Origin of the sequence: Mucilaginibacter rigui (assembly GCF_014773275.1) — a bacterium.
Taxonomy (GTDB): domain Bacteria; phylum Bacteroidota; class Bacteroidia; order Sphingobacteriales; family Sphingobacteriaceae; genus Mucilaginibacter; species Mucilaginibacter rigui_A.
Window position 1 is genome coordinate 698810 of record NZ_JACWMW010000002.1, and the last position, 13575, is coordinate 712384.

General features: G+C 43.3%; 8 protein-coding genes. 4 read left to right on the plus strand and 4 right to left on the minus strand.

The annotated features are described in order from the left end of the window. Positions 1-336: 336 nt before the first annotated feature. From IDJ75_RS10260 to kbl, 4 genes are read right to left on the minus strand one after another with little or no spacing between them, the layout of a single operon-like run. On the minus strand, positions 337-918 hold the full coding sequence (locus tag IDJ75_RS10260) for a TetR/AcrR family transcriptional regulator (protein WP_191175527.1): 582 nt from the start codon (positions 916-918) through the stop codon (positions 337-339). Positions 919-921: 3 nt separating this feature from the next. Then, the gene (locus tag IDJ75_RS10265) at positions 922-1335 is read right to left on the minus strand and encodes a Rieske (2Fe-2S) protein (RefSeq protein WP_191175528.1); all 414 of its coding nucleotides are present in this window, start codon (positions 1333-1335) and stop codon (positions 922-924) included. Beyond that, positions 1336-2370, minus strand: a complete 1035-nt coding sequence (pheS, locus tag IDJ75_RS10270; protein ID WP_191175529.1) for a phenylalanine--tRNA ligase subunit alpha — start codon at positions 2368-2370, stop codon at positions 1336-1338. It abuts the gene before it with no gap. A gap of 47 nt (positions 2371-2417) precedes the next feature. Continuing rightward, positions 2418-3608 (minus strand): glycine C-acetyltransferase, encoded by a 1191-nt coding sequence (gene kbl / locus IDJ75_RS10275; RefSeq protein ID WP_191175530.1) that lies wholly within the window; start codon positions 3606-3608, stop codon positions 2418-2420. Between the two features lie 129 nt (positions 3609-3737). On the opposite strand from kbl, the gene IDJ75_RS10280 reads away from it, so the two are divergent. The 4 genes from IDJ75_RS10280 (at position 3738) to IDJ75_RS10295 (ending at position 13575) form a co-directional block, all read left to right on the plus strand. Continuing rightward, positions 3738-6218, plus strand: a complete 2481-nt coding sequence (locus IDJ75_RS10280; protein ID WP_191175531.1) for a DUF5686 family protein — start codon at positions 3738-3740, stop codon at positions 6216-6218. 141 nt (positions 6219-6359) lie between these two features. After that, positions 6360-7319, plus strand: a complete 960-nt coding sequence (gene trhO / locus IDJ75_RS10285) for an oxygen-dependent tRNA uridine(34) hydroxylase TrhO (RefSeq protein WP_191175532.1) — start codon at positions 6360-6362, stop codon at positions 7317-7319. Positions 7320-7429: 110 nt separating this feature from the next. Further along, positions 7430-10282: a ligand-binding sensor domain-containing protein gene (locus IDJ75_RS10290; protein ID WP_224746556.1), complete on the plus strand. Its 2853-nt coding sequence runs from the start codon at positions 7430-7432 to the stop codon at positions 10280-10282. A gap of 257 nt (positions 10283-10539) precedes the next feature. Next, positions 10540-13575 (plus strand): SusC/RagA family TonB-linked outer membrane protein, encoded by a 3036-nt coding sequence (locus IDJ75_RS10295; RefSeq protein ID WP_191175534.1) that lies wholly within the window; start codon positions 10540-10542, stop codon positions 13573-13575.

Sequence of the window (13575 nt, forward strand, 5' to 3'; positions counted from 1 at the left end):
AATATGTGATTTGTGCCGCATCGCGGCTACCCATCTACCTGGCAGGTAGGTATATTGCATTGTTCTACATCTGAAAGGCTGATAAAGGGTAGACCCTACGGGTCATGAAAAATAAACCTCTAATACTGGTCTAAGTTTTCAACTTAGACCCAAAATGAGTTAAGCTGAAAGCTTAACAATATTCACTGTGCGCCCGCAAGCTGAAAGCTTGTTTTATTTCAGGTCTAAGTTGAAAACTTAGACCTGTATCGGGATGTTCTTTACATCAGTATCAGCCGAACTTTGTGTAATGAACAAGATATCTCCTCGTACCTCGTTCGATATGACATTTCTGTTTTATACGAGGATAGCCGCCTTCACTAAATAAGGCAGGATCTCTTTCTGGAAAGACACAAAATTTTTGCGCACATCGCTGTCGCTTACCGAGGTAAAGGCGAAGCTGAACACAATGCTTTTGCTGCATTTAATGAGGAAACGGATGCGCTGGTGATAACCTTCGTGCTTGCGGATACCGGGCAGTTGGGTAAATGATTGTACAAGCAGTTCTTCCAGTTCGTTTGAGAGGTTCTTTAAAAAATCCTGCGAGTTGGTGCTTTCCCGGATAAAATCCCAGCCGATAAATTCGTTGCACACGGTGTATGACAGGCGGCAGGTTTTCATAATGAGGCTGCTCAGGTGTGCTTCCTCGTCCATATCGGCTGTGTTGGTATTGATCAGTTCATCAACACTCACTTTAATATAGTCCATCAGCAAAACATGCAGTACGGCTTCCTTACTATCAAAATACTTGTAGATGGTGGCCTTCGCAATTTTGGCGCGCTTGGCTATTTCGTTCACACTGGTTTTGTGGTAACCGAATTTGCGGAACAGATCCTGCGCTGCCCGCTTAATACTATCTTTAATTTTATCGGCTTCCATTCACTAATTTGACACAAATATCTCAAATTGTGTGGTATTTACAATGTACGACCTGAGATATTTGGTTGCGGGGGCTTTAACGGGCCCACCATCTGAAAGTGAGAACTTTGAGCCGCTGCACGGGTCGGTAGCAGTAAAGCCATTATCATCAACCGTAATAGCGCAAAGTTTCTCGGGCTGGTAACTGCTGCAACGGTCGTAAGCCGCGTATGAGCCATCCACCTGGCGGTAAATAATAATACCGGCAACACCCGCGCCATTTACATAAACATAGCCACCCGGCGCGTTAAGCGCAGTATAACGGGGATCTGTTTTTACAATTTTTACGTTTACCGGTACGCCCGGCACTACATTTCCGCCTTTGCCGCAACCTAAAAATAGCAGGCAAATGATAAGCAGTGCCGGTATATTCTTCATTTATATAATATCTGTTGTAAACTGTTTTAAGAAACGTACATCGTTCTCTGAGAATAAACGCAGATCGCGGATCACGTATTTTAAGTTGGTGATACGTTCTATACCCATACCAAACGCAAAACCTGTGTATTTTTTACTGTCGATACCGCAGTTCTCCAATACATTAGGATCAACCATGCCGCAGCCTAAAATTTCAACCCAACCGCTGTATTTGCACATATTACAGCCCGCGCCTTTACAAATGGTGCATGATATATCCATCTCGGCAGATGGCTCGGTGAACGGGAAGTACGACGGGCGGAAACGCACCCTGGTGCCCTCGCCGTAAAGCTCCTGCACAAAGTGATAAAGCGTTTGTTTCAGATCGGAGAATGATACATTCTCATCCACATACAAACCCTCTACCTGGTGGAAAAAGCAATGTGCACGTGCAGAGATAGCCTCGTTACGGTAAACACGGCCGGGCATAATAGCGCGGAACGGTGGTTTGCCGTTCTCCATCATGCGTACCTGTACCGATGAGGTGTGTGTACGTAGGGCGATATCATCCGTACCATCGCCCTTGCGGATAAAGAAGGTGTCCTGCATATCCCTTGCCGGGTGCTCCTGCGGGAAGTTCAGCGCCGAAAAGTTATGCCAGTCGTCCTCAATCTCGGGGCCTTCGGCCACCACGAAACCAAGGCGTTTAAATATATCGATGATCTCGTTACGCACCAACGACAGCGGGTGGCGCGAGCCAACCTCAAAGCCATCGCCGGGCAGGGTTAGGTCAAGGCCTAAGTCCTGGGTTTTTGGTCCGGAGTCTAAACTTTCTTTGATCTCGTTATACCTGCCTTCGGCAAACTGCTTAAACTGGTTCAGTACCTTACCAAAGGTGCGTTTCTCTTCGGGCCCAACGGTTTTAAACTCCTCAAAAAGGTCTTTTATTAAACCCTTGGTGCCTAAAAATTTTATACGGAATGCTTCCAGTTCATCGGCCTTTGCAGCGGTAAACGCCTTTATCTCGGCAGTGTATTGATCTATTTTAGATTGCATTATAACTTATTCCTTCAAAAAAATGTAACTACAAATATACGGTGTAATTATTTAATCACGGCTAATGCCTTGCCTACCTTGGTAAACGCGGCTATGGCTTTATCCAGATGCTCCACATCATGCCCGGCCGAGATCTGCACGCGTATACGCGCCTTGCCCTGCGGTACTACCGGATAGTAGAAGCCGATAACGTAAATGCCTTCTTCCAGCATTTTGGCGGCAAACTCCTGCGCCAGCTTGGCATCGTACAGCATAACGGGTACAATGGGGTGTACGCCCGGTTTTATATCAAAGCCTGCCGTAGTCATTTTCTCGCGGAAGTATTGGGTGTTGCTTTCCAGTTTATCGCGCAGATCGGTGGTTTCGCTCAGCATATCCAGCACAGCAATTGAGGCGCCTGTAATAGCCGGAGCCAGCGTGTTACTGAACAGGTAAGGGCGCGAGCGCTGGCGCAGCATGTCAATAATTTCTTTGCGGCCTGACGTAAACCCGCCCGATGCACCACCCAAAGCTTTACCCAAGGTGCCGGTAATGATATCTATTTTACCCATTACGTTGTGGTGCTCGTGCGTACCGCGGCCGGTTTTACCCATAAAGCCGCTGCAATGGCTTTCGTCAATCATTACCAAAGCGTTATATTGTTCGGCAAGGGCGCAAATTTTGTCCAGCTGGGCAATGGTTCCATCCATAGAGAATGCACCATCGGTTACAATAATACGGTGGCGAAGATCCTGGGTGGCTTTTAATTGCTCTTCCAGATCGGCCATATCATCATGCTTGTAACGCTTGCGCTGTGCTTTACAAAGGCGCACGCCGTCGATGATTGAGGCATGGTTCAATTCGTCGGATATAATGGCATCCTGATCGTTAAACAACGGCTCAAAAACGCCGCCATTGGCATCAAACGCAGCTGCATACAGGATGGTATCTTCGGTGCCTAAAAATTCAGAGATCTTTTGCTCCAGTTTTTTGTGGATATCCTGCGTGCCGCAAATAAAACGTACGGATGAAAGACCGTAGCCATGGGTATCCATAGTAGCCTTGGCAGCCGCAATAACTTTTGGATGGGCAGAGAGGCCCAGGTAGTTATTGGCGCAAAAGTTTATCACTTCCTGGCCACCCTGTACTGTAATATCAGCACCCTGCGGCGATGTGATGATTCTTTCTTTTTTATATAAACCGGCGCTTTCAATATCGGCAAGCTCCTGCTGTAAAACCGGCTGCAATGTTTTGTACATAATGTTGCGTATTAAGGCCTCAAAATTAAACAATAACAGGCAATTGAAGGTTATGCCGTACAATTAATATAAATAACACAGGTAAACAAACATTTTGTGCCTAAATACTATTTACCGTAAAACCACTGTATGAGAAAAAAATTACTTTTCATCTCCTTCATCCTGACGGCTTTAGGTGCTTCAGCACAGCAGTATAGCTTATCGGGGCGTGTTACCGGGCCAAAGAACGAGCCGGTATCGTTTACATCGGTATATATCCGTAACTCTACTTACGGCACAACGGCTAATGAAGAGGGCCGTTACCGCTTAAAGTTAAGCCCCGGTACTTATAATGTTACCTACCGTTTCACCGGGTATAAGGAACAAACAGAAAGTATTACCATTACCGACCATGACGAGGCGCACGACGTGCAACTGGCCAGCGAGATATTTAAATTTAGCCAGGTGTCTGACAAGTGGAAAGATAACCTTGACCCGGGCGATACCATTATGCGCATGGTTATTGACAAGCGCCGCGCACACCTGGAAGAGGTGAAAGGTTATAGCTGCGCCGTATATGTAAAGGGGGTGCAAAAGCTTTTAAGCTCGCCAAAATCGTTAACCAGCAAGGCGGTTACCCAGGCGCTTGACCTGGACTCGAACGGGCGGGGCATACTATATCAATCGGAGATGTTATCAAACCTTAATTTTGAACTGCCCGATAAGGTACGCGAGGTTACCATAGCATCAAAGCAGGCGGGTGTAAACACTGCTTTTGATTACAGCAAAGCATCAGACCTGCAGGTAAACTTTTACAATAATGTTTTTAAAATAAACGGGCTTAGCACCCGCGGTTATATTTCGCCACTGGCATCAAACGCATTTAATTTTTACAACTACAAGCTTATTGGCAGCACTATACAAAACGGCCGTACGGTTGATAAAATTGAGGTGATCCCCAGGCGCGAGAACGGCCAATATTTCCAGGGGAATATATACATAGTAGAAGGCGATTGGCGTTTGTACAGCGCCGACCTGATGCTTACCAATAAACGCAGCAGCCTTAACCTGGTTGATACCCTTAGGGTAAGCCAGCAGTATATCCCGATTACGGATAGTGTTTGGATGCCTGCGGCGGTGCAGCTAAACTTTAAGGGATCGGTATTAGGGTTTAAATTTGGCGGCTATTACGAGGCCATCTACAATAACTATAAACTGAACCCAACCTTCCCGAAAGGTTTTTTTAACGGCGAAATACTGCGGATAGATACCGCAGCCAACATTAAAACGGCAAACTACTGGAACGCCAACCGCCCGTTGCTATTAACCCGGCAGGAGGCCCGTGATTATCAAAAGAAAGATAGCATAGCGGCATATAAAAAAACCGATATATACCTGGATTCTATTCAACATACCAAAAACAACATCAATTATTTTACTTACACTATATTTGGATATAGCGCCAGTAACCGTGCCGAGACCGATTCGCTTTACATTTTCCCCTTTCTGCAAACATTTTATTATAATACGGTTGAAGGGTTTGGTATAAATGCTAAGGTACGCTACTCGCATAAGATAGACGATCTGCACTCTTACAGCATTACACCGGCCTTGCGCTATGGCTTTGCCAACAAGCTTTTTAGCGCCAACATGCTGGCCGAGTACTTTAACGACCCATTCCATAACAGTAAGTTTTATGTAAACTTTGGCAGCGATGTGCTCGATCTGAATAACGTGGGTACGCGATCATTGTACTTTAACACGCTAAGTACCCTGCTTTATGAGAATAACTATGTAAAGTACTACCGGTCGCAGTTTGGCGGGTTTGGTTACCAGCGCGAACTGGCCAACGGTGTTTTATGGATGGGCGGGCTTAATTACTCCAGCCGTACCCAAATGTATAATAACGCGTTCGGCCATTTATTTGATGTGAAAAACAAAGAGTACACATCTAACAACCCATTAGCACCGGCGGGCACACCTCCCGATGATCATTCGTTTCTGTTCCCGCAGCACCAGGCATTAACCTTTAATACATCGGTAACCCTCACGTTCGATCAAAAATACATCACCAGGCCTACCGGCAAATTTAACCTGCCATCAAAATATCCAACGCTAACCCTAAACTATCGTAAGGGCATTAACAAAGCATTTGGCTCGGATGTAAACTACGATTTTGCATCGGCAGATATCTCACAATACAATATGCGGATAGGCTTATCGGGTTTTTCATCCTTTAAATTAACCGCCGGCGATTTCTTTAATCATAACACGCTGTACTATATGGATTACTACCACTACTTAGGCAACCAGGGTACCACGTTCGATCCTACTTACATCGGTAGTTTTCACTTTTTGCCGTTTTATACTTACAGCACCAGCGGGGCATTCTTTGAAGCACATTTCCAGCATAATTTTGCCGGATCTATATTAAGCAAGGTGCCATTTATCAGGAAGCTAAAACTGGAAGAGGTTATAGGCGCCAACTTTTTAAGCACCAAAGGCAACCCCAACTATAAGGAGTTTTATGTAGGCGTGCAGCGCCTTATTTTCCGGGTTGATTACGGAGTATCGTATGCGGGTAACAACAAATACATCCAGGGGTTCAGGATTTTTTATGGATTACGCTAACGCGTAGTGAGTGGTTGATTGGGTTAGTAGAGAGTGGTTTGAATTTGCAAGAACCACTCACCAACCAACCTTTCACCATTCACCCAAAATAACTATCTTTGCACCTCATTTAACACCGTTTGCAGCGGTATCAATGTGGTTATGACAAAATACAACACACTACTTTACTATTGTTATTCAACAATAGCCGATGGCGAGCAATTTGCGGCCGATCATTTAAAATTTTGTAAATCGCTTGGGCTAACCGGGCGTATCATCGTTGCTGATGAGGGTTTAAACGGTACCGTATCCGGCACTGCCGAAGCATGTAAAACCTATATGGATACTTTACATGCCGACGAGCGTTTCGCAGGGATTGATTTTAAGGTTGACGAGGTGGCAGAGCCTTCATTTGTGAAGATGCACTGCCGCTACAAGTCGGAGATAGTACACTCGGGCCTGCGCGACCCGAACATCATAAACCCGCAAAAACAAACCGGCAAACACCTGGATCCAAAAGACTTTTTGGCCATGAAAGACCGTGATGATGTGGTAATATTGGATGTACGTTCAAATTACGAACACTCTTTAGGCAAATTTAAAAACGCAGTTACGCTGGATATCGAGAACTTTCGCGATTTCCCCGCTATGATAAACCAACTTGCCCAATACAAGGATAAAAAGATACTCACCTATTGTACCGGTGGCATCAAATGCGAGAAAGCATCGGCCCTGTTACTGCACGAGGGGTTTAGCGATGTTTACCAGCTACACGGCGGTATCATCAAATATGGTAAAGAAGCAGGAGGCGAAGATTTTGAGGGTAAGTGTTATGTGTTTGATAACCGCCTTTCGGTTGATGTGAACACGGTTAACCCGGTTGTTATCTCTAAATGTTTTAACTGCGGTACCACCACTCATAAAATGATCAATTGTGCCAACCCCGAATGTAATGAGCATTTTACCCAGTGCGATGAATGCGGTACCAAAATGGATGGCTGCTGCAGCGATGCTTGTAAAGAACACCCGCGCAAGCGTGTGTATGATGGCACAGGCTACTATGTAAAAGTACCGCAGCCGGTAAATACCGCAAAAAAAGGCAATATTCAGCTGGTTGATTAGTTAGATAAGCTATCAATGTAAATTCAAAGGCAAATTGTACTTTCGTATAATTACAGCTGTACCGTTATATATCTATGCGTAAACACCTTCTGTTTGCTTTTTTTATTTGCATGAACCTATTAGCCCATGCGGCGGATATTAAAAGCATAGGTGTACCCTACGTTCAAAACTATACCAAAGCGCAGTACCAGTCGGGCAACCAAAACTGGTCGGTAACGCGCGATGAGCATGGTATTATGTATTTTGGGAATGATGAGGGCCTGCTATCATTTGATGGCCGGTACTGGCAATTGAACCGCATGCCCAATGGCCTTATTGTACGCTCTGTGGCGGCCGATGGGAGGGGTAAAATATACTCGGGTGGCTTTGGTGAGTTTGGCTATTGGGAAAATGATAAAAAGGGTTTTCTTAAATACAATTCGCTTATTCATCTCGTCCCTAAAAAAAATCAGCCTGTAAAAGAAGAAACCTGGAAGATCTATGTGGATAAAGACAAGGTTATTTTTCAATCCTTTGGTTCTATTTACGTTTACAAAAACGGAAAAGTAAACGTTATAAAGGCTCCAAAGCCATTTTTATTTCTGTTTAAAACAGGCAGCCGGTATTTTGTAGAGCAGGTTGATGCCGGCTTGTTTGAGTTAAAAGATGATAAACTTACCTACGTAGAGGGGAGTAATATTTTAGGCAGCCGTGTGCTATCCGTGCTACCTTTTCAAAAAGGCAAGTATCTTATTGGCACGGCCAAAAACGGTTTATTTATTTATGATGGCAAGCAGGTAAGCCCGTGGCAAAACCAGGCTAATGACTTTTTAAAAACCTATCAGCTTAATAATGGAGCTTTCATCCCCGGTAAATATATTGCTTATGGTACTATTTTAAATGGCATTATCATTATAGATACCGCCGGTAATGTGGTGCAACATATCAATAAATCGAGCGGATTGCAAAATAATACTGTACTGAGTTTATATGTAGATACCGAACAAAACCTTTGGGCCGGGCTTGATAACGGGATAGATCGTATCGAGGTAAACTCGCCCCTATACTTTTACTTTGATAAAACCGGGCGCTTTGGTACCGTTTATTCCAGCATCATATTTAATAATAAAATATACCTCGGCACCAACCAGGGGCTTTTTTATAGTGATTGGATAAGTTCGGGTACAAAACGGCTGCTTCAGTCGTTCGATTTTCAACTCATCCCGGGCTCGCAAGGGCAGGTATGGGAGTTATCCCTGCAGGATGGCCGACTGCTTTGCGGGCATAACGATGGTACCTTCCAGGTTAATGGTGCATCCATCACAAAAATAAGTTCTATAAGCGGCGGGTGGACAATCAAAAAGTTCAACAGTAACCAGTTGATACAGGGCGTATACAATGGGTTGCTTATATACCGTAAAGATGTTGCGGGTAACTGGGTGTTTGACCATAAAATAGAAGGCTTCAGCGAGCCATCGCGTTATGTAGAGCAGGATAACAAAGGCCAAATATGGATAAGCCATGCCTATAAAGGCATTTATAAGGTTACGCTAAGTGCTGATAGTAAGAAGGTAATATCGCAAAAATACTATGATAAAAGCTCGGGCCTGCCCGATAATTATAACGTAGGTGTTTTTAACCTGGATAATCGTATCGTGTTCTCGTCAGATTCGGGCTTTTATGTGTATGATGATATTACCGACAGGTTTTATAAATACCAGCAACTGAATAAAGAGCTGCACACCTTTGCAACATCAAATAAAGTGATTGCAGCCATTGGTAAAAAATACTGGTTTATTAATCACGGCAGGGTAGCACTTGCAGACCTTTCGGTGCCGGGCAAACTAACTATTGATTCGAACCGGTTTAGCAGCTTAAACGGCCAAATGGTACAAAACTATGAGAATATAAACCTTATCAACAACCTCACCTATCTTATAAGTGTTGACGATGGCTTTGTTATCCTAAATGATAAAGATGCACTAAAACAAAATAAAATAACCCTGCCCGGGGTTTTGATACGTAAGGTAGAGAACATAACCGATAAAACGGCTGTTTTGAGCGACATGAGCAATAATGCTGATATTTATATCAGTATTCCGTACAATCAGAATAACATTCGTATTGCTTACGCCCTTCCTTATTATAAACAGGCAAAAATTAAATATCAGTATTACCTGGAAGGCTACTCCAAACAATGGAGCGAATGGAGCCCGCAAAGCCAAAAGGAGTTTACCAACTTAAATCAGGGCACCTATCATTTTAAAGTAAGGGCAAAAATTAACGACGAAAGTATCTCGGCCGTTAAAACCTTTACGTTTGAGATATTACCGCCATGGTATGCAGGTAAAGTTGCACTTGCGGTTTATGTGTTACTCATTATACTCATTTACTACATCATCAGGTACTATTATCGCTTAAAATTAAAAAGGCACCAGCAAGAGATACAGGAGAAGTTACAACGCGAGAAAGAAGAGTTTTTAAATCGCGAAGCTATAGCTAACGAGCAGCATATAGTAACTATTAAGAACGAACAATTACAGGCCGACCTGGCCAGTAAAAGCCGGGAGTTGGCAAACTCGGCTATGAACATTGTTTACAAGAATGAACTATTGCAAAAAATAAGCGACGAGATAAACAACTTTAAAGATAGTGCAGGTAAAAAACTCTCGGAAGACCAGCTTAAAAAAATACACAAGGTTATTGATGAAGGCATGAGCGATGACCGCGACTGGAACGTTTTTGAGAACAGTTTTAACGAAGCACATGAGAACTTCTTTAAAAAACTAAAACATGGCCACCCCGATCTGGTACCCAATGATTTGAAACTATGCGCCTACCTGCGCATGAACATGAGCAGTAAAGAAATGGCCTCATTATTAAACATCTCATTGCGGGGGGTAGAAATACGGCGATACCGCCTTCGTAAAAAGCTTAACCTTGAGCACGACAAGAACCTGGTAGAGTTTCTCATCGAGTTATAACACTACATCATTACCTCTCATACCTCTTTCATGTATATGTTATGCGTGCATAGTTTTTGTAGTATATGATGTTATTATTCATAGTATGTAAAATGCTGAAAGCTATGCCGTTATATTTTCTTATTAAAATTTTTGAGAAAGTATTTTTAGGTTGATGTATTAATGTAGAGTTACATTATTTGCTTAAATTACATTATCTGCTCAACTTCGAACCTACAAAAACCAATTAACCCAGTACTTAAAAATTATTAACCACTATGAAGAGAATTTATACAATCTCGGGGTTACTGCTATTGTTTACTTTTTTCACAACTGCTGCATTTGCGCAAAACATTACCGTTAAAGGTAAAGTTACCGACGGCGCCAATGGCGATGCGCTTATAGGCGTAACAGTTGCTGTAAAAGGTACAACAACCGGTACCCAAACCGATGTTAATGGCGCTTACTCATTAAGCGTACCAACTAATGCAACACTACAGGTATCCTATATAGGTTATACCACACAGGACATTGTTGTAGACGGCCGTACTGCAATTGATATTAAAATGCAAGGCAGCAGCAACCAATTACAGCAAGTTGTAGTTGTGGGCTATGGTACGCAGCGCAAACTTGACGTTACCGGTTCGGTAGCATCAGTTAAAGGCGAAGATATCTCAAAGCAATCATCAACAAACGCTGTAAGCTCATTACAGGGTAAAGTTGCCGGTGTGCAGATTTCTAATGCAGGCGGCCCGGGCTCATCACCGCAAATCAGGATCCGCGGCCTTGGTACTGTATATGGTAATGCCAACCCGCTTTATGTAGTAGACGGCGCATGGTTTGATGATATTAGCTTTTTAAACCCTAATGATGTTGAAAACATCAGTATCCTAAAAGATGCGTCGAGTGAATCTATTTACGGTGTAAGGGCGGCAAATGGCGTAGTTTTGGTAACTACCAAAAAAGGCAAGGGTGCGCCTACTGTTAATTACAGCGCTTACGCTGGCTGGCAAAAAGTAACCAACCAACCAAAGTTGGCCAATGCTACAGAATATGCAACTTTAATTAATGAGTTAAACGCTATTCAGTTTCCATCAGATCCGCAAACGTTTGCAGATCCATCAAAATTTGGCACCGGCACCGATTGGCTAAATGTAGTACTGCGCGACGCATTTACCATGAAACACGACATTACCGTTAGCGGTAGCACAGATAAGTCTACCTACTCTTTTTCTGCAGGTTACTTAACTCAACAAGGTGTAGTTACCGGTAACAACTATGACCGTATGACCGCGCATTTACAACAGGATGTGCAAGCCACTAAATTTTTAAAATTAGGTTACAATGCTGTTTTGCAAAGCAGCAAATCAAGGGATGTACCGGGTGATGTTATTTATAAAGCATTTACCGCATCGCCTGTAGTGCCTGTTTATTACAACGACGGTGCTTACGGTGATCCTAATGATTTCCCTATCGGTACGGCTACCAATAACCCTAAAGCCCAGTTAGACTTTTTTAACCAGCGCTCTAATGGTTACCGTATAACAGGTAACATGTTTGCTGATATCAAATTCACAAACTATTTAACATTCCATACCAGCTTTGGGGGTGAATTTGGCCAGGCAGAGGTATTAGGGTACGTTCCGGCTTATAAAGCTACAGCTACTCAGTTAAATGATAACAGTACCCTTAATGTGTCAAGAGGCGAAGTAAGGAACTGGATATGGGAGAATACCCTAACCTTCGATAAAACTTTTGGCGATCATCACTTAACTGTTTTGGCTGGCCAGTCATCACAGCGCTACAAATCATACAATATTACGGCATCAGCACGTAATGTGCCTTTTACAAGCGATGGTGACCTTTACCTGGGTTTAGGAAGTACCACTACAGATCCTAATTTCCCCCGTACAATTGATGATAGCGGGTCATTAGCAACCTATGAATCATACTTTGGAAGGGTTAACTACGCATTTAAAGACAGGTATCTGTTAAATGCATCATTCCGTGCGGATGGTTCATCAAAATTTATTGGCAACCAGCGTTGGGGATATTTCCCTTCAGTGGGCGCGGGCTGGGTTATCAGCAACGAGGATTTCATGAAGGATCAGCACATATTTGATAATTTAAAGATCAGAGGTAGCTGGGGTAAAATTGGTAACGCATCTGTACCAGCCAACCTTTCTACTCTGGTTGTTAATAATTCTGCTGCCTTTACAGCTATTTATAACGGCCAACCTGCAACAGGCGCAAACATTACACAGATCGTTCCTCCAATTACTTATTGGGAGCGTGGTGTTGGTACAGATTTCGGCCTGGAGATGGCCTTCTTAAACAATCGGTTAACATTTGAGGCTGATTATTACGAAAAGAAAACAGAGCAGGCCATTTTTGCTATACCTGTTTTAGGCTCATTAGGAACAAGCGGTGGTACTATTATTGGTAACCAGGCTACTTTCCGCAACAGGGGGTTTGAATTTGCTGCCAGCTGGAGAGGTACCATTGCAAGCGATTTCACCTATAACTTAAGCGGTAATTTTAGCATCAATAATAATAAGGTGTTATCAACAGTTACGGGCGCCAACCCAATTTACGGAGGCGGTGCAGCTGCAACAGGTGGCCAGTTAGCCACTCGTACAATTGTAGGGCAGCCAATTGGCGAATACTATGGTTTAGTTGTTGACGGCGTTTTCCAAAATGCAGCAGAAGTAGCCGCTTCATTACAGCCGGATGCAAAACCAGGCGATTTTAAATATAAAGACCTTAATGGGGATAAAGTTATTGACGCGAAGGATCGTACCGCTATTGGTAACCCTAACCCTAAGTATCTGTATGGCTTTAGCGCAAACCTTAACTACAAAGCATTTGACTTTACAATTGATTTGCAGGGTGTTGCCGGTGTTGATGTTTATAACGCCAATAAAGGCCTACGCTACGGTTCAGAAAATTATACAAAAGATTTTTATGACAACCGCTGGCATGGCGAAGGTACTTCAAATACCTACCCATCAGCAAACGTAGGTGGTGGTAATAACTATAAGCCAAATACTTTCTTTGTAGAAAGCGGCGCTTATTTCAGGGTAAGAAACCTGCAAGTAGGCTATACGCTTCCATCTGCCGTTGCATCAAAAATATTTATGAAAAGGGTTAGGATTTTTGCCAGCGGGCAAAACGTATTCAATTCTTTCTCATACAAAGGGTTCAATCCTGAGATTGGTGGACAAGGCGATCAGCCGGGTATAAATGCCGGTATTGATAATGGTGCATATCCGCTATATGCCACTTATAACTTCGGTGTAAATGTTACATTTTAA